This is a genomic window from Devosia lucknowensis (assembly GCF_900177655.1).
GTDB classification, from domain to species: Bacteria; Pseudomonadota; Alphaproteobacteria; order Rhizobiales; family Devosiaceae; genus Devosia; species Devosia lucknowensis.
This window is the reverse complement of sequence record NZ_FXWK01000001.1, coordinates 470772-487835: the sequence shown is the minus strand read 5'-3', so window position 1 is coordinate 487835 and position 17064 is coordinate 470772. Positions and strand designations below refer to the sequence as shown.

The following is a 17064-nucleotide window of genomic DNA, read 5'->3' as shown; positions in this document are numbered from 1 at the left end:
CACGACGCTTGCGAGCCTAACGTGCCGCGATGGCGGTTGGATGCAGGCCTACCGCGATCCGAAAACCCGGTTTGCCTCCAGCGCCAGCCCCAGGCCAACGCTGCCCAGCACATCGGTGCGGACAACTTCGGCCTCCGGAAACAGGGACTGAAGCCGCCCTGCCACCGCCGGCACCAGCGTCGAGCCTCCGGTCAGGATCAGGCTGTCGACGGCATCCGCGCCGATCCCGGCGAGGGTGAGCGTCTCGATAATGGTCGCTTCGAGCCGTGCGATGGACGCGGCCAGTGCTTCGGCGAGCTGATCGGCGGTGATGATCGTGCTGATGGTGCGATCGCGAACCGCGAAGGCAAAGTCGACAGCGTCGCTGTCCGAAAGCGCGATCTTGGCGTCTTCGACGGCGCCGATCAGGCGGTGCCCGAGCCGCTCCTCGACCAGCATCGCGAAGGTTTCGACCCTGTCTGCATCTTTCGCCTCGCGCACCGTCGAGCGCAGATCGCGCAGGGCCTTGGCATCGTAGAGCCGGTTGATGCGGTGCCAGGTCGAAAGATCGAAATAGGGTGCCACCGGCAGGTGCCGCTTGCCGTCGAGGGTCCGTGATCCGAGGCCCAGTTCGGGCATCACCCGGCTCATGGCCAGCAAGCGGTCGAAGTCCGTACCGCCGATATGGACGCCCGTGGTGGCCAGGATATCGTCCCCGCGATCGGCGCGCCCGGCCCTCTCGGGCGAAACGCGCACCAGGGAGAAGTCGGACGTGCCGCCGCCAAGGTCGACGATCAGCGCCAGTTTTTCGCCACCCGCCTGCCGCTCGTAGTCCAGCGCAGCGGCGATGGGCTCGTATTGAAAGGCGATATCGCGAAATCCCTGCGCCCGAACCGCAGCCTCGAGCTGCGCCTGCGCCTCGCGATCGGCCGCGGCGTCGTCGTCGACGAAGTGCACCGGCCGTCCCATGACCACCTGGGTCAGGTCGTCGCCCAGCTGCGCCTCCGCCCGGCGCTTGAGTTCGCCCACATAAGTGCCGATGATTTCTCCGAAGCCCAGCCGTCGTCCCTTGACGCGCGTGGTGTCGGCATAGAGTGCGGTGCCCAGCACGCTCTTGAGCGAGCGCATCAGTCGACCGTCGGCGCCGCTCACATATTCCGCGACGGCCGCCCGGCCGAAATGGATGCGGTCGTCCTCGAAGCCGAAGAACAGCACGCTGGGCATGGTGGGCTGGCCGGCCTCCAGCGCCAGCAGATGCGGCGCCCCATCGGGACCGATCCGGCCGAGGGTGGAATTGGACGTGCCGAAGTCGAGACCACAGAACTGTGTCATGGGAAGCCGTCCACCATGTCGAGATAGGGCGCCGAAAGCGCGGGGACGGCTCTCTTAGGGGGTTGGGTCGCCTATGGCAACCGCCAGCTAGGCGGCTTTGCGACGCTTCTCGTCACGACCGCGCAGATCGACCACTTCGAGCCGTGCAATGCCGCGGCGCTGCGCCTTTTTAACCGCGTCGTTGGCCTGTTCGAGCACGACCCGCTCGAACTTGCCCTGCGGATTGGTCACGGCGATGCCGGTGCTCATGGTCACCTGCCCGGCATGGCTTTCGCGATTGACGAGACCGAGCTGCCGGATGGCGGCAGCGATGCGGCTGGCCAGTTCGCGGGCCATCAGCGCCGGCATGTCGGGCATGACCAGCACGAACCCGGCCCGGCCGTGGCGCAGGCAGCGATAGCTGTCGCGCGGCAAAAGCGGTGTTACCGTACCTTCGAGCGCCCCGAGCGCCTGCTCTACGCTCTCCCGCCCATAGGCGGCGAAGTATGCGGCGTAGAGGTCGAATTCGAGCGTCATCACGCAGAGCGAGACATTGCGCTCGGCGCAATAGGTCCAGCCGCGGCGCAGCTCGTCGTCGATGCGCTGGGCATGGCGCGGTTTCTTGTTGGGATTCTGGGCGATGGCGGCCTGGCCATAGGCGGGCACATGCGCGTCCGGACGACCCAGGGCCGCGCGGATTCGCGCCCACAAACCGTCATTGCCGCTCATGGTCACTTTATTCATCAAGCCTGTCCTGGGCCAAGTCCGGATCGCCGGCATGAAGCCACAGGCATGGTTAACAGGTGGTAATCAATCGCCGCTCAGAGCGTCTCGGGCGGCTCGTATTCGGGCCAGTCGACGGCGTGTTCTTCCCAGTCCTCCGGGTCGATCTCGGTTTCGAGGAACGTCCGGCCCTGCACTGAAACGCCAACATCCACAACGGTTTGCGGGTCGCCCGAGACCAGCGGGTGCCACCAGGCCAGGCCCTTGCCCTCGGCCAGGCGGCGATAGGCGCAGGTGTTGGGGATCCAGGCAATCTCGGTCACATTTTCCGGCGTCAGCTTGATGCAGTCGGGCACGATCGCCTGGCGGTTGGGATAGTCGGTACAGCCGCACGTCTGGCCGTCGAGCAGCTTGCAGCGCACATCCGAGGTGATCAGCGTCCCGGTATCCTCGTCCTCGAGCTTAATCAGGCAGCAGCGGCCGCAGCCGTCGCACAGCGCTTCCCATTCGGCAGGCGACATTTGATCGAGCGTTTTTTCTTCCCAGAAGGCCATGTTTACCGTTTGCCGTTCATGCTGTTGCCGGTTTGCGCTTGCGGGCGGGCCAATGCAATCATATTCCAGCGATTGTATTGCCTTGTTCCAGAGCCTGAACAACTCTGCCCATAGCGGGGCGTCGGGGTTAACCGTGCAGGATCCATTCTACACCAAGGAAAAGAAGCCGCGGCGCAAGGGCAGCATGCTCGCGGCCGATGCCTGGCTCGATTCCTCGCTCTACGAGTTCTGGCAGGCCCTTGGCCGCGGCTACACGCGCTACCAGGATTTCATGTCCCGCTTTCACGTCACGGGCATAAAGCGGTTTTTCGTCGAAATTCTGTCCGACGCCTTCACCTTCGGCGCCATCGGTTGCGTGCTGATGGCGGCGCTGGCCCTGCCCGCCTTCGACATCATCGATCGCGGCAGCTTCAACAAGGCCGAGGACTATTCCGTCGTCTTCCTCGATCGTTTCGGCACCGAGATCGGCCGGCGCGGCATCCGCTCGGATGACAGCGTCGCGCTCGACCAGATGCCGGACTACCTGATCAAGGCCACCCTCGCCACCGAGGACCGGCGCTTCTACGAACATTTCGGCGTCGACGTCGTGGGCACACTGCGCGCGCTCGTCACCAATGCGACCGGCGAGTCGAGCCTGCATGGCGGCTCCTCGATCACCCAGCAGCTCGCCAAGCAGCTGTTTCTGTCATCCGAGCGCACCATCGAGCGCAAGATCGTCGAGGCCTTCCTGTCGGTCTGGCTCGAGTGGCACTATACCAAGGACGAAATCCTCAAGCTCTACCTCGACCGCGCCTATATGGGCGGCGGCAATTTCGGGGTCACCGCTGCGGCCGAATATTACTTCGGCAAGCGCGTGCAGGATATCAACCTCGCCGAAGCGGCCATGCTCTCGGGCCTCTACAAGGCGCCCGGCCGCTGGGCGCCGCATGTCGACCTTGCCGCCGCGCGCGGCCGCGCCAATGTGGTCCTCACCAATCTAGTCGCCTCGGGCTTCCTGACCGAGGGTCAGGTCACCGCCGCCCGCCGCCACCCGGCCACCCCGATCAGCCGCACCGCCGACGCCAATTCGCCCAACTATTTCCTCGACTATGCCTTCGAGGAGGCCAAGCGCCTCATCGAGGAGACGCGCGCGCCGGGCAACAATTTCGTCGTCCGCACCACCATCGACACCACGCTTCAGGCCTATGCCGAAGATGCCATCATCTCGGTCATCCGCGAGCAGGGCGAACAGTACCGCGTGCAGCAAGGGGCCATGGTGGTCACCGATACCCATGGCGCCATCCGCGCCATGGTCGGCGGCACCGACTATGCCAAGAGCCAGTTCAACCGCTCCATCGTCTCCAATCGGCAGCCCGGTTCGGCCTACAAGGTCTTCGTCTATGCCGAGGCGTTCGAGCAGCTCGGCCTCACGCCCGCCGATGCCATCACCGACAGGCCGGTCTGCATCGGCGACTGGTGCCCGCAGAACTACGGCCGCAGCTACAAGGGCACGGTCAGCCTGCAGAGCGCCTTCGCCCAGTCGCTCAATACCGTGCCGGTGACGCTCTCGATCAAGACCGGGCGAGATCCCATCGCCGCCCTCAGCCATCGCATGGGCCTGCGCGCCGAGTATCCGGTCACCCGTTCGCTCGCTCTCGGCGTGGCCTCGGTTTCGGTCATCGACATGACCAGCTCCTACGCCGTCTTCGCCAATGACGGATACAAGACGCCCGCCTTCGGCCTCACCCGCATGACGACGCTCAACGATCAGCTGGTCTGGGAAAAGGATCCCGATGCCCCGCAGGAGCGCATCCTGTCCGAGCAGACGGTCGCCTACATGAACCAGATGATGTACGCCGTCACCCAGAGCGGAACCGGCACTCGCGCCCGCATCGAGGGCGTGCCCACCTTGGGCAAGACCGGCACCACCACCTCCTATCGCGACGCCTGGTTTGCCGGCTTCACCGGCAATTACGTGGCAGCCGTCTGGTTCGGCAACGACGACTACAGCACCACCAACAATCTCACCGGCGGCACGCTGCCCACCATCGCCTGGCAGAAGTTCATGGCCTATGCGCACACCAATATCGATGTGCGACCGGTCTTCGGCATCGACTTCCAGCCCCCGCAGACCATCGTGGCCGAGACCGATGTCGAGGATGTCGAGGAGCAGGAAGCGCGCCCGCCCAGTCTCAAGCCGGCGGCAGCCCGCAAGCTGCTCGATCTGGCCGATCGGTTCGATGCGACCATCGCCGCGACTGCGACACCGCGGGATACGGCTCAGGCGTCGGTCAGCGCACCCACCGGCCTCTGACCCGCAGCAACCCTTTCGGCGGCGAACGAGGTCAGTCCCGCATTGCCTTCGAGGCTCGTCTCTCCGCTCGGCCGCTTTTCGTAGCGGCCGGTAAAAGTCACGTTGAGGCCGCCGCACATGCCGTTGTCGGTGACGACAATGAACTGGGCATCCCAGTCCAGCTGCAGCGAGAGCGTGCAGTCATAGTCGTCCGCCTCGTCCCTGGGCACGGCGGCTCCGTCGGCATTGACGGCGATGTCGATCGTATTGTCGGCGCCAATCCAGCGGCTCGGGACCCTTACCGAAAAATCGCCGACATTGACCGCGCCGATTTCCACCCGCTCGGGATCGGTCGCGCCATAGGTGGCGGCACCGTCGAACCGCAGGCCCTTCTTGTCGGGCAGCGTTATGAATATCCGTTGCTCGTCGCTGGCCTGCCATTCCCCGACCCAGGCGGACAGATCAAGGCGCGCGACGAGGCCGTGATGGTCCGCCACTGCCGGCGGCATCGCGGCAACGAGGATGGCAATCACGAGCGGCAGACCGATTCGAGGGGACATGGCGAGCTCCTTCTCCAGTGCTTGCCCTTTGTCACCGCTCCGAGCGTCAGGTGCAAGATGGCGGCCGCCGCGCCATAACGAATAGGGCGAGACATTCTGCTTCCGCCCTCGCCCGGCCATTGCTATAGCCTTGGGAATGATCCATTCGCCGGTCCAGCCATCCATGTCGCAAACGTCGAGACGCTGACCCGTGCGCTTCGTCCTCCGTCTGCTGATGAGCATCGTCGTGGCCCTCTGCGTGGGGTTCGGCCTGAGCTATTACGCCCTCACCGACGGGCGGCTTTTCGGCGCCGTGACCCTTGGGCCTTGGACGACCTGGCCCGATATCGGGGCCCCCGCTCCCAATCCCTATACCAACGGCCACATCGCGCGCGAGGCGGCGTTCCAGCTTGGGCGCAGCGAGGGCCTGCGCTTCGTGGCCACCACGGACAGTGATGGTGCGCCGCTCGATCTCAGCTGTTCCTATCGCCTCGATGGGCACGTTCCGGTGTCCACCTTCTGGACGCTCGTCGCCGTGGATGGCGACTGGGTCAATCTTGCCGCACCCGGCACGGACGCGGCCCTGCGCTCCAGCGAAGTGATCCGTACGGAAGACGGCGCCATGCGCGTCCATGTCGGTACGCAGCTGCGCCCCGGCACCTGGATGGAGCTGGCGGGCTCGGGTCCGTTCAGCCTCGCCCTCACGCTCTACGACACGACCGCCCTTTCAAGCTTTGCCTCGGCTAACACGACCATGCCCTCCATCGCCAGGGAGGCATGCTCATGATCCGCACCCTGCTCTGGCTGATCGGTGGCGTGCTGCTGGGCGGCGTCATCCATATCGTCACCATCCTCGCCTTACCCCTGCTTGCCGAGGAAACCACCTGGACGCGCGTCTCGGCCTATGAGGCGGCCAACCGCATCGTCATCCTGCCGCGCATCGAACCGGGCCAGCCCAATCCATTGCAGCTCGATCCGGAGCTCATCTATGGCTTGTGCCAGATCGATCTGGGCGAAGGCCCCGCCTATCTCAGCGGTGTCCTCCCAGACGCCTTCTGGTCGGTCGCCCTCTACAATCAGTCTGGTGTCGTCAGCTATTCCACGACCAATCGCGACGGCATCGGCCAGACGGTCGAAGTTGGCATATTCAACGCCGCGCAGACCCGCCTCCTGGCGCAGCAGCAGATCGACATTGCCGAGGGCCTGCTTGTCGTCGAGTCGACCACCGACGATCTCTTCGCCCTTGTGCGCCTGTCTCCGCCCCACGAAGCCATGCGCCCGCGCTTCGAGCAGGAATTGTCGGAAATCTCGTGCGGACCACGCACCTGATGTCAGAAGCATTTCCAACCAGGCTCTCCGCCACGGTGCAGCAGTATCTTTCCCAAGTCGCGGGCCCACGCGAGCATCTGTCGCTGCTGCGCTGGCAGATGGGCGAGGGCCATCGGCTCGATGAGCGGACCACTTATCCCGGCCATCTCACCACCAGCGCCGTCATCCTGTCGCCCGACCATCGGCAGACGCTGCTGATCGACCATGTGACCATCGGGAGATGGCTGCAACCCGGCGGCCACTACGAACCCTCGGACCACTTCTACCTGTCCGCCCAGCGTGAGGCCGAGGAGGAAACCGGCGTCACCGGTCTTCGCCTTCATCCGTGGCATGCCGGGTCGGACCGGCCCTTCGTCATCGACAGCCATGATGTGCCGGGTAAGCCATCGCGGAACGAACCGCCGCATGTGCACCACGACCTGCAATATCTTTTCATCGCCGATCCGGCCCTGCCGCTGATTCCGCAACTCGAAGAAGTCCATGCCGCCCAGTGGCAGGACGCTTCCATGCTGGGTGAGTTCGCACCCAAAGTGGTGGAGCGCCTTCGCACCGTCGCCTCGCCTGCCTGAACCTCTCAAGGGCGGGATGTGGCCGCCTGGCAATCGCTTTCCATTCCACCCATCGTCATTGCCCGGCTTGTCCGGGCAATCCACCTTTCGCCCACCGCAGACGCCGATGCCGGAGCCTGGGACACCTCACATCGCCCCGATCACGCCCCCCATTGCTCCCAGGGCCAGCACCACGATCCACGGCGGACATTTCCACGCCACCAGAGCGACAAACCCTGCCAGAGCCATCGCAAAATCCAGTGGCGTCAGGACGGCACTGAGAAAGACCGGATCGTAGAGGGCAGCAGCCAGGACGCCGACGACGGCCGCATTGGCGCCGCGCATGGCCGCCTGCGCCCAGGGCCAGCGGCGGAACTGGTCCCAGAAGGGCAATGCGCCGGCCACCAGCAACAGCCCGGGCAGGAAGATCGCCACCAGCGCGATGGCAGCGCCCGGAAGTCCGCCAGCAACGGTGCCGAGATAGGCCGCGAAGGTAAAGAGCGGTCCGGGCACGGCTTGCGCCGCGCCATAACCGGCAAGGAAGGCATCCGGCGTCACCCAGCCGCGTGCCACGGTTTCCGTCTCCAGCAGCGGCAGGACGACATGGCCGCCGCCGAACACCAGTGCCCCGGCGCGATAGAACGCATCGAAGATGGCCAGACCCTGCCCCCAACCGGCGATGAACGGCATTCCGACCAGCAGCAGCGCGAACATGGCCAGCAGGATTGCGCCCATGGTTCTGGAGCCGAAAAAGGGATGAACGGCACTGGTCACCAATGCGCTCCTGCAGGCCCGGAGCCCGACGAGCCCGCCCCACCCGATGGCCGCGACCTGTCCAAGCGTCCCACCCAGCAGCACCAGGATCAGAACCGCGACCGCAGCAATCGCTGCGCGTTCGCGATCCGGCGTGAGGCTCTTGGCCATGCCGAGCACCGCCTGCGCCACGATTGCCACGGCGACCAGTTTGAGCCCGTGCAATACGCCTGCGGCCACAGGGCCATCGAGCGACGCCGCTCCAAGGGCGAAGACGATCAGCAGCAAGGCGGATGGCAGGGTGAAGGCGGTCCATGCCGCCAACGCCCCGAGCCAGCCCGCCCGCATCATGCCAAGGGCAAATCCGACCTGGCTGGAGGCAGGACCGGGCAGAAACTGGCAAAGCGCGACGAGATCGGCATAGGCGGCTTCGTCGAGCCAGCGGCGACGCGTCACCAGCTCGTCGCGGAAATATCCGAGATGGGCGATGGGTCCGCCGAAGCTCGTGAGACCCAGTTTCAGGAAGGCGAGAAAGACCTCGCCAGGCGTTCCGCGCGCGGTGCCGTTTGGTTCTGCCACGCGGCCCCCACTTCGCCGCTACTTTTGCGGCACGACTTCTCGATCGTAGACCATGGTCTGGAAGCGTGACGGTATGGTGACACCGCCACCGGCGCCGCCCCCTGCCCCACCCGAACAGAAATCACCGCGATTGGCACGGTCGACCCAGGCCTTGAGCCGTCTGAGGTTTTCGTCCACCGCCATCGACTGCTCGTGCGGCGTTTCCACCAGCAGATGATCCAGCGCATAGGCATAGCTGTCGTATCGATAATTGAGCGCCCGGACGAACCAGTCGATATGCCACTGGTTCTCGGTGCGCCGCGCCGCGACATTGTCGGCAACGCTCTGCTCGATGCTGCCAAGTTCCGCCAGCGCGACCCGTCGCTGCCGATCGACTTCGAGAACGGCGCAAATCGACTGGAAGGTCTTGGGGACCGTATCGACATCGGCAAGGATGTGCCGCCCTACCGTGCTGTAGCGGGTCGTCGAGGACTGGTAAGTCGTGGTCCGCAGCCAGTTGTAATAGCGCTCGGTGGTGAACTGATGGTCGCGCGCCCGTCCGATGCGGGTGCGCTGCAGTTCCACCGAGGAATCGAACATCCAGTCGCGGCTGTGCGGGGCGACGAGGAAGCGCCAGGTGCGATCGTGCATCTCGCGCTCCTGGTCGGTCTGGTTGAGGTTGGAAACCGGTTCCTTGCGGCTCGTCGCGATCAGGTCGCCGGCATAGGGCATGACCTGGTCGTGCAGCACGCCCGGTTGGGCGCGGCCGAAATCGCCCACCGGCCGCGCGACGCAACCGGCGAGCAAAGCCGCCATCGTCACAAGCGCGACGGCCCCTGCCATCGACCTTAGGTATTTATCCACGCTTGCGCTTACGCCTTGTATCATTGTGAGTGGTGGGCGGCGGCGGTGAACCGCGCTCGTAACGCACTCCGGTAAAGATCAGGATCTGGGCGCCACCGGATACGATCGTACCGGCGTTGGCAGATTTCTTCCGCCCATCGAACTTCAGCAGCTTTCCCAAGCCGGCCTCCTTCAAGCGCCGCTCCTCCGTCCCTAGTGGAGGCAGCGGGTTCTATGATGTCATCTGCGCGACGCCCCTCGCGCTTTCACCCATTAAGAGATCGTCAAGGTTAACAGTCTGCTAACGAATTGCCGGCAAGAGTGAAACTCGCATCAAATTCGATGCAAATGAGTCGATGGTTCCGCCAGAAAATGCTTGGATTTCAGCCTTACGAGACCTTTCAGCTTCTGATCGAGACGGGTGGTGTTGATCGCACCAACACCCTTCTGATCGCGGCCTGCGACGCTTATGCCCGCCGCGGCAAGCCGACCGTTCCCGAAATGGAACAATTCGAGGTCCTGGCCGCAAGGCTGTTCCCCACCGCTGGTCCGCAGGCTCGCGCCAAGGGCGCCGCAATCCTCGGTCGCGCCGAGCTGCTGTCGCCAGCGCTTGAGCGCTTAGTCGTTGAAAACATTGGCGAAGATCTGATCCCGTTCCTCGAAGGCGCGGCGGATCTTTCCGACCAGACCATGCTCGACATCATCGCGCGCTATGACGTCCCGGCCTGCGCCACGCTCGCCAGCCGCCCTGATCTCTCCAACGTCGTCCTCGCCAAGCTCTTCCAGATGAATTCGCGCAAGGTCTATCGCGCCCTTGCCGCAAATATCCACATCACCCCGCGCGGCGCCTATCTCAGCGCCCTCGCCCGGTCGGCCCAGATGGACCATCTGGTCGCCGAAGCCCTTGGCCGGCGTGACGATTTCGACGCGGCCCTCCTGGCTCCGGCCTTCTTCGACCTGTCGGACGCGCACCGGGTCAAGGTCATCCAGGCCTTCGCCAACCGCACGACACCGACCGCTCCGATCTCGCGCACCATCGAGCAGCTCTCGGTGGCGAGCGGCGAGTTGACCAAGGCGCTGATGAAACTGTTCTCGGAGAACCGCCGGCCCGAGGTCACGCGGCTCCTGGCGCAGATCACCGGCCTCGACGAAGTGCGTTGCGGCCAGATCGCCCATGATGTCACCGGGGCATCGCTGTTCGTCATCCTGCGCGCCTTCGGCTCGACCGCCTATGACGGCCTCAAGGTCCTGATCCACGCCACCAGCCACGACAGCGAACGCTCGCGCACACTGGCCGACTTTGCCACCCTGTTCGGTGCTGTCTCTTCTGAATCAATGGCTTACCTGATGAGCGCGTGGCGCGGCGAGGTGAACCTGCTCGAGCTGTCCAAGCCGCAGCACCAGCCCTTTACCCAGACGAGCAAGCGGACGCCGGCGATGAGCCCGGCCCACAACCCGGTGGTCGAGCAGGCAATCGAGGCGCTGGCCAAGATCGGCGTTCGTCGGGCCGGCTAGGCTCTCGGCTCACGCACCAGATCGATGTCGAGATCGTCGCCGCGGCGATCGACGCTTAGCACCCAGAGATCGGGATCAAAGTCGATTTCCTGGGCGATGCGTTCGCGTACCCTGGCGGGATCGACTCTCGAAAAACGCAGCTGGAATACCGGTCCGACCTCGTCTCCCCTCGAGACCACCGGCGCCGGAGTGTAGAGCGAACGCGTCCCATCGAGGTGATCGACCTCGATGAAGACCTGTCCCGCAATGGGATCGCCGCGCCGCACGACCACGCACATGTCGCCCCGGTCATTATGACGCCGGACAAAGGCCATGCACCACAGGTCGCTGCGAAGGCTCGCCACGTCAGATCGTCGCGCCGGCCTTGACCAGGAGATCCACCAGGTCAGGCTGAACCTGGCCAGTCATCTTGTAGCGGTGGAAATTCTCGAATTCCCTGATGGCCCTGGCGGTTTCCGCGCCCGGACGACCGTCGATCGGGCCGCGGAAGAAGCCGAGGCTGGCAAGGCCCTTCTGGATCTGGGTCACCAGCGCCGCGTCGGTCGCGGGCGGCACGCTGGCCGGGGTCGTAACGGGCGCCGCACTGGCGACCTGAACCGTCTGAACGGGAGCGGGCTGCACGGGGGCCGGCATGGGCTGGGTCTGGACCGAAGACACCGTTTCGGGCAGCGACGCCCGTGGCGTGGGCGGATTGACGGTCTCCGGGGCGGAACCGCGCGAACCGCCGCCGTCCACCGCCGCCATGATGGTGTCGATCGTGCTGGCCGCGCTGTTGGCAACGCCGTCGAGCACCTGCTCGCCAGGGGACAGTGCCGGAAGGCGCGCAACGATCTGGTCCTGTTGCGCGGTCTGGGTCTCAACGACCGCAACAGGCTGCGCTACAGGCGCCGGCGCTGCGGCCTGCGGTTGCTGGGCTACCGGCGTCGCCGCGCGCCCGGCTGAATCGGAGCCGAGAATGACCTCGAACACCGTCGGATCATTGGCGCCGGTCGGCGTCATTCCATTGCGGGTTTCGAAGGCGCGGATGGCTTCGGCAGTCTTTGGTCCGTAGTAGCCGTCAACCTTGCCGCTGAAGAGCTGCAGCTCGAAGAGCTTTTTCTGGACCGCAAACATCTGCGCGTTGCCGACGGGCCCATCCGGAATTGCCGGAGCCGGTTCGACGCTACCCGTTGTCTCGGTGCTCATGACCGGTGTTTCAACGATCTCGGGCACCGATTGGACGGCCGCAGGTTCTGCCGCAGGCCGGTCGACGACCGGGGTCGGCAATGGCATGACCTCACCGCGCGCCGGTGCAAAGAAGGGCGAGGGATGGTGTGCGGTCTGGAAGAACAGGGCGTTGCTGCCGGCCAGGGCCGTCATCGTCACCATGGCCAGCAGCCCCGTCGAAGCGAGCGGCGCGCGCATATAGCGCGCGAAAGTCCAGTGCGTCGCCTTGCTCAAGGTGCCAAGCAGGGCGCCGCCGGCCATCAGGGGCAGCTGGGTGAGGGTCGAAGCCGTCATTGCGCTTTTCTTTTTTCGTTTGGCCATGAAGTGGAGGCTGCGGTAGCGGGCTCGGAAAAGAGATGAAGGATGTCGGCAGTTTCGCCGGGTTTGGTTGCCGGACCGTTTATAGGCAGCAAAACAGTGATGGTTGTCCCCGCCCCGATCTCGGACATGGCCCGGAGCGTGCCACCATGCAGTTCGACCAAGCCCTTGACGATCGAGAGCCCGAGCCCCGTGCCCTCGTATTTCCGGCTGAGGCCATCCTGAACTTGGAAGAAGGGCTCGCCGATTCTCGCCATGGCAGCGGGCGCCATTCCAATTCCGCGGTCACGTACGGAGAAGTTGATGGATTGTCCCTGCCGCTTGACGGTGGCCGTAACGATTCCATCGTCATGGCTGAACTTTATGGCATTGGAGAGCAGGTTGATCATGATCTGGCGGCAGACGCGCTCGTCCGCGGTCATCATCGGCAGGTCCGTTTCGATCTCAGAGACCAAACGGATGCCGCGTTCCTGAGCCAGCGACTCCACCATCGACAGGCAGGCTGGTGCGATTTCCGCAGGGTCCATGGGCTCGGCCTGGATTTCGAATTTGCCCGCTTCGATGCGCGACATGTCCAGCAGCATGCCAACGACTTCGAGCAGATGCTTGCCGCTCTGCTGGATCAGGCCAGCATATTCCCGGTGCGTGGTCGACAGTTCACCGCCAATGCCTGACGTCATCATGTCGGAAAAACCGACGACTGCGTTCAGTGGCGTGCGCAATTCGTGGCCGATGGTGGCAAGGAACCGCGACTTGGCCTGCGAGGCGTCTTCCGCCACCCGGCGCGCCTCGGTCATGGCTGCTTCAGCGTCCTTGCGGGCGCTGATATCGCGCACCAGTGCGATCACCTCGTAGCGCGCGCCTTCTGCGCTATCCTCGCGAATAGGCGAAAGCTGCATTTCGGCCCAGACGAAGCGCGGCACGCTGGAGCGCGCGCGGGGATCCTCCTGGCGGATGCGGAGTTCGATCGTGCGGCTCCGCCCATCCTCGGCGGCATCCGAAAATGCGGTCAGAAAGCTCGGACGATCCATGATGTGCAAGCGTTCGCTCAGCTTGCTGCCCGCGATCTGGTAGCGGGGGCAGCCGAAAAGTGTTTCCGAGGAGCGCGACGCCAGCATGATCGCCCCATCGGCCGAAAATCGCAGAACGGCGTCCTGCACGTGTTCGATGAGGTGGCGATAGGCGCTGATCTGGGCCTTGTCGTACACTTCGTATGCCGCATTGATCCGATGCGCGCTGTGCGCAACGACGACGAAGGCAATGACAAAGGCGGCGGAGGAACCGCTAAGGAGAATCAGTTCGTCCACGGGGGTGGACGGCAGGCCAAGGACGGATGCCACAAGGCCCAGGACGGCCACGGGCACGAGAGCGAGCCAGGTCAGGCGGCGCATGACGGGGCGGGCAATCAGGGCTGCAAGCACCGGCCCCATGACAGCCACGGCCAGGCCAGCATCGCCGAGCCTCGGATCCGCAAGCGTCAGAATAAGCCCCGAAGCCATCAACGCCGCGACCTGGGCGGACACGGCGACATCGATCTGACCACGGCGGTGCATGGCGAGACTAACCAGGCCTGCGGCCAGCACGACCGAGGCCAGCAGGAATGGCAGGAAGGCGCCCGAGGCCAGGAGATAGGTCGACGGGATGACACAGAGCGCTGCCGCAGCCACAAGGATGCGCGCATTGTTTGCGATGGTCTTGCGGCGCAGCAGTTCCGGGCGATTGCCGCTCATCGCTGATGCGGAATCGCTGGTCTGGCCGGCTCCGAAAACACTGAAGCTACGCATCCACAAATAACTCACTCAACGACGCCTGTTCTATCCAGTCTCGCCTGGATCGCCGCCCTTCCCCGGGCCGCGCTGCCCGGATGGATCCGGGTCTTCGGTGTCTCAAACCTCGGCCAGCAACAGCTAAGACGAGCTTAAGTTCGGACGTGCGAACGGCTACCTGAGGGGTCTGGCCGGTCGGTTTCGGGAGTTAGCGTAAACAAGGGGTTGCAGACCTTGATGCCAATGCCGGCATTTAATTCAAATTTTATCGAATTGCCGAAAACGCGCTTAAGGTGAGGCACTTAGGGTGATGGCACGGCCGGGAAATGGTCCCGCCGCGATGGACCCGAGACGATGTTTCTGCTTCGCTCTGCATTCTGGCTCACCCTCGCCTTCCTGGTCATCCGGCCAGGCATTGGCGCCGATGTCAGCGATTCGGCAGGAGAACTCTCCCGCGAGGCCATGGCGCGCGGCAGCCAGTTCGTCGCTCAACAGATACAGTCCATCGAATGCCAGGATATTACGTGCCTCGGCGGCAAGGCGCTTGCTACCGCGGCACTTCAGACAAACCCGCACGCCGGCGCTCCCATGCATGTCGAGCCGGCGCAGTTTCAGGTTCCGCTTCCAAGACCTCGGCCGGACCGCGCGGGCTGAAGGGTGCCCGCATGGGCACCATTTGAGACCCCAGGGGGCGTGTCACTTCCCCAAGCGACGCAACTCCATCGCCCCCTGGCGCCTGCCGCAGATGCTGCCCCGCATCTGCGGTTTTTCTTTTGCACCATCGACAGGCTGGCAAACGACGGGCCACTCCCCTAGATAGTGCGCATGACCGAGCCGCAGCCATTCCAGAACATCGCAGACAACCTATCCTTCCTCGATGACTGGGAAGACAGGCTCAATTACCTCATCGAACTGGGGCAATCGCTGCCGCCAATGGCTGATAGCGACAAGACCGACGAGACCAGGGTGAAGGGCTGCGTGTCCAACGTCTGGCTGATTTCGGAACAACATTCTTCGAACGGATCGCCCGTGCTGAGTTTTCGCGGCCAATCCGATGCCATCATCACCAAGGGTCTGGTGGCGGTGCTTCTCGCGCTCTATTCGAACCGTCCTGCATTGGAGATCGCGGAAACCGACGCGATCGAGTGGTTCAAGAAGCTGGGCCTCAGCGATCACCTGGGCATGCAGCGTTCAAACGGACTCGTGGCGATGGTCAATCGGATCCGCAGCGAGGCGCGGTCGGCGCTCGCCTAGATCAAACGCCTGAGACGTGCCATGAGCGGCTTCTCAACCAAGGCGTAGACCGCCCATCCTGCTATGATGCCGCCGCCCATGGCGATTGCTGCTATGCCCACAAAGGCAGCTACCGTCTGCGGCTCGAGCACACGCATGAGTACACCGGCGATGGCCGCCACGGCAAAGATGTGCACCAGGTAAATCGAGTAGGACGCATCGCCCAGTTGCTCAAGCGGTTTGAGGCTCGGCAGCTTGGAGTCGAAGCCAACAAAAAGGGTCACCGCTGCGGTGGCGAAAGCGAGGAAGCCAAGGAAGGCAGCAGCATCCTCGATGACGCCGCGATCGAACCAGAAGCCTTCGACAAGGCCTGCCAACCCAATTGCTGCCAAAACCAGCGCCGCGCTTCGTGGCAGCGCCTGCAACCTCTGCTCGATATGGGCGAGCCCAAGCCAGGCTCCGGCGACGAAAGCCAGCGGCATGTAGCTGGTATAGAAAGCCGGGATGGCACTTTCGGGGTGGGCGACCAGACCCACAAGGCTGAGACCCGAGAAGGCCAGCGTCAGCACCAGAACCCGCCGTCGAGCAGTCAGCACTGCCAGCATGGCGAACACGACGTAGAAGAACATTTCGTAGTTCAAGGTCCAGCCTAACTTGTAGAGTGGATGCAGGCCGTGGCTCGTGGGATTGTAGAACGGTATGAATGCCAGCGACATCGCAAGCTGCTGGCCATCGAACACGGTGGTCCTGAACAGGCTGGGTACGAGCAGCGCAAGCGCGGCGGCGGCCAGGGTAAAGGCCCAGTAGAGCGGCACGACACGCAATATGCGCCGCTGCAGAAACCCGCGGGCACCAAAACGGCCCTGCCCCGTCACCGCGACCATAATGAAACCCGAAACGACAAAAAACAGGATCACGCCCAGCCAACCGAGACGCCCGAACACCAGCGGCTGGTCCGCAATTGCATAGGGATAAAGCAAGGCGTGCGATGCCAGCACCATGATGGCGGCACCCGCTCTCAGCGATTGAATGGCATTGATCCTGGACGACATCGGTCGCACCGCAATTCGTAGGTGCCAACCATATCAGGCGCCGCCAACGGCCGAACCTTACCGATCATTACATCGTTAATGGCCTAGTCCGTGAACATTGCCGGGCGCTCCGGCAACCAGCTTCGAGTGGCCGCGTGGGAACGTCCTTCGGCACTTGCGTTCAATCCAAATGTCGCCGCCACCTGATCGAGGGCGATCCTCAGCACCAGTTTGGCCGCTCGCCTTGGCCAACCGCGTTCAGTCTCGATGTCCTGAAAACCCTTTTCGTACAGGCATACGTCCACGAGAATGCCCCAGCAGTCGGCTGGGAGCCTGGCGGCAATGGCCGTCAGCTTTCGCCGCGCGTCTGCAGCGCTGTCGGTCAAATCGGATTGCGCGGCCCCTTTGCCCGCCCCTACCCGCGTTGGGTCACAGCTCATGGTCACTCTCTGCCTGAGCTGCGCACGGTCCAGCAGCAGGCTCAGGCGCCGCGCCGCTTCGAGATGATGCGGCAGAAGAAACTTGCCCGAGCCGACCGCAGCCAGGCGTCCTGGGGCATCGAAACATGTTTTCGCTGCCGTCATCG

18 protein-coding genes are annotated in these 17064 nt (G+C 64.1%); 7 read left to right on the top strand and 11 right to left on the bottom strand.

The window, feature by feature from the left end; genetic code table 11:
- Window positions 1–48 precede the first annotated feature (48 nt).
- From CCK88_RS02305 to CCK88_RS02295, 3 genes are all read right to left on the bottom strand, one after another.
- Window positions 49–1311 (bottom strand): Hsp70 family protein, encoded by a 1263-nt coding sequence (locus CCK88_RS02305; RefSeq protein WP_086468927.1) that lies wholly within the window; start codon window positions 1309–1311, stop codon window positions 49–51.
- An 87-nt stretch (window positions 1312–1398) separates the two neighbouring features.
- Entirely contained in the window at window positions 1399–2034 is a 636-nt protein-coding gene (locus tag CCK88_RS02300; RefSeq protein ID WP_170926325.1) for a diguanylate cyclase domain-containing protein, read from the bottom strand.
- 77 nt (window positions 2035–2111) lie between these two features.
- Entirely contained in the window at window positions 2112–2567 is a 456-nt protein-coding gene (locus CCK88_RS02295) for a YcgN family cysteine cluster protein (protein WP_086468925.1), read from the bottom strand.
- 133 nt (window positions 2568–2700) lie between these two features.
- On the opposite strand from CCK88_RS02295, the gene CCK88_RS02290 reads away from it, so the two are divergent.
- Window positions 2701–4860, top strand: coding sequence for a transglycosylase domain-containing protein (locus tag CCK88_RS02290; RefSeq protein WP_086468924.1), 2160 nt, complete (start codon window positions 2701–2703; stop codon window positions 4858–4860).
- On the opposite strand, the gene CCK88_RS02285 is transcribed toward CCK88_RS02290, so the two are convergent.
- A complete protein-coding gene (locus tag CCK88_RS02285) occupies window positions 4827–5399 on the bottom strand; it encodes a hypothetical protein (RefSeq protein WP_140048859.1) in 573 nt (190 codons plus the stop codon). The genes CCK88_RS02290 and CCK88_RS02285 overlap by 34 nt on opposite strands.
- Window positions 5400–5589: 190 nt before the next feature.
- Here CCK88_RS02285 and CCK88_RS02280 point away from each other — a divergent pair, with 190 nt between their 5' ends.
- The 3 genes from CCK88_RS02280 to CCK88_RS02270 are packed head-to-tail and all read left to right on the top strand — an operon-like array spanning window position 5590 to window position 7276.
- Complete coding sequence (locus CCK88_RS02280) at window positions 5590–6165, top strand: DUF1214 domain-containing protein (protein ID WP_086468922.1); 576 nt, start codon at window positions 5590–5592, stop codon at window positions 6163–6165.
- Window positions 6162–6707, top strand: coding sequence for a DUF1254 domain-containing protein (locus tag CCK88_RS02275; RefSeq protein WP_140048858.1), 546 nt, complete (start codon window positions 6162–6164; stop codon window positions 6705–6707). The genes CCK88_RS02280 and CCK88_RS02275 overlap by 4 nt, the downstream gene beginning before the upstream one ends.
- The gene (locus CCK88_RS02270) at window positions 6707–7276 is read left to right on the top strand and encodes an NUDIX hydrolase (protein WP_086468920.1); all 570 of its coding nucleotides are present in this window, start codon (window positions 6707–6709) and stop codon (window positions 7274–7276) included. The genes CCK88_RS02275 and CCK88_RS02270 overlap by 1 nt, the downstream gene beginning before the upstream one ends.
- A 126-nt stretch (window positions 7277–7402) precedes the next feature.
- Here CCK88_RS02270 and chrA read toward each other — a convergent pair whose 3' ends face one another.
- Window positions 7403–8587 (bottom strand): chromate efflux transporter, encoded by a 1185-nt coding sequence (chrA, locus tag CCK88_RS02265; RefSeq protein ID WP_086468919.1) that lies wholly within the window; start codon window positions 8585–8587, stop codon window positions 7403–7405.
- A gap of 18 nt (window positions 8588–8605) precedes the next feature.
- Window positions 8606–9409: a hypothetical protein gene (locus CCK88_RS02260; protein ID WP_140048857.1), complete on the bottom strand. Its 804-nt coding sequence runs from the start codon at window positions 9407–9409 to the stop codon at window positions 8606–8608.
- Between the two features lie 348 nt (window positions 9410–9757).
- On the opposite strand from CCK88_RS02260, the gene CCK88_RS02255 reads away from it, so the two are divergent.
- The gene (locus tag CCK88_RS02255; protein WP_170926324.1) at window positions 9758–10924 is read left to right on the top strand and encodes a DUF2336 domain-containing protein; all 1167 of its coding nucleotides are present in this window, start codon (window positions 9758–9760) and stop codon (window positions 10922–10924) included.
- On the opposite strand, the gene CCK88_RS02250 is transcribed toward CCK88_RS02255, so the two are convergent.
- The 3 genes from CCK88_RS02250 to CCK88_RS02240 are packed head-to-tail and all read right to left on the bottom strand — an operon-like array spanning window position 10921 to window position 14232.
- A complete protein-coding gene (locus CCK88_RS02250; protein WP_140048856.1) occupies window positions 10921–11268 on the bottom strand; it encodes a DUF1491 family protein in 348 nt (115 codons plus the stop codon). The genes CCK88_RS02255 and CCK88_RS02250 overlap by 4 nt on opposite strands.
- Window position 11269: 1 nt before the next feature.
- Window positions 11270–12424 (bottom strand): peptidoglycan-binding domain-containing protein, encoded by a 1155-nt coding sequence (locus tag CCK88_RS02245; RefSeq protein ID WP_170926323.1) that lies wholly within the window; start codon window positions 12422–12424, stop codon window positions 11270–11272.
- A complete protein-coding gene (locus CCK88_RS02240; RefSeq protein ID WP_086468914.1) occupies window positions 12421–14232 on the bottom strand; it encodes a PAS domain-containing sensor histidine kinase in 1812 nt (603 codons plus the stop codon). The genes CCK88_RS02245 and CCK88_RS02240 overlap by 4 nt, the downstream gene beginning before the upstream one ends.
- A 336-nt stretch (window positions 14233–14568) precedes the next feature.
- On the opposite strand from CCK88_RS02240, the gene CCK88_RS02235 reads away from it, so the two are divergent.
- Complete coding sequence (locus CCK88_RS02235; protein WP_086468913.1) at window positions 14569–14868, top strand: hypothetical protein; 300 nt, start codon at window positions 14569–14571, stop codon at window positions 14866–14868.
- Window positions 14869–15039: 171 nt separating this feature from the next.
- Entirely contained in the window at window positions 15040–15468 is a 429-nt protein-coding gene (locus tag CCK88_RS02230; protein WP_086468912.1) for a SufE family protein, read from the top strand.
- Here the strand turns inward: CCK88_RS02230 and CCK88_RS02225 are convergent.
- Together CCK88_RS02225 and CCK88_RS02220 are read right to left on the bottom strand one after the other, a co-directional pair.
- On the bottom strand, window positions 15465–16499 hold the full coding sequence (locus CCK88_RS02225; protein WP_086468911.1) for an acyltransferase family protein: 1035 nt from the start codon (window positions 16497–16499) through the stop codon (window positions 15465–15467). The genes CCK88_RS02230 and CCK88_RS02225 overlap by 4 nt on opposite strands.
- Before the next feature lie 83 nt (window positions 16500–16582).
- The gene (locus tag CCK88_RS02220; RefSeq protein ID WP_086468910.1) at window positions 16583–17062 is read right to left on the bottom strand and encodes a DUF6456 domain-containing protein; all 480 of its coding nucleotides are present in this window, start codon (window positions 17060–17062) and stop codon (window positions 16583–16585) included.
- Between the last annotated feature and the right edge of the window lie 2 nt (window positions 17063–17064).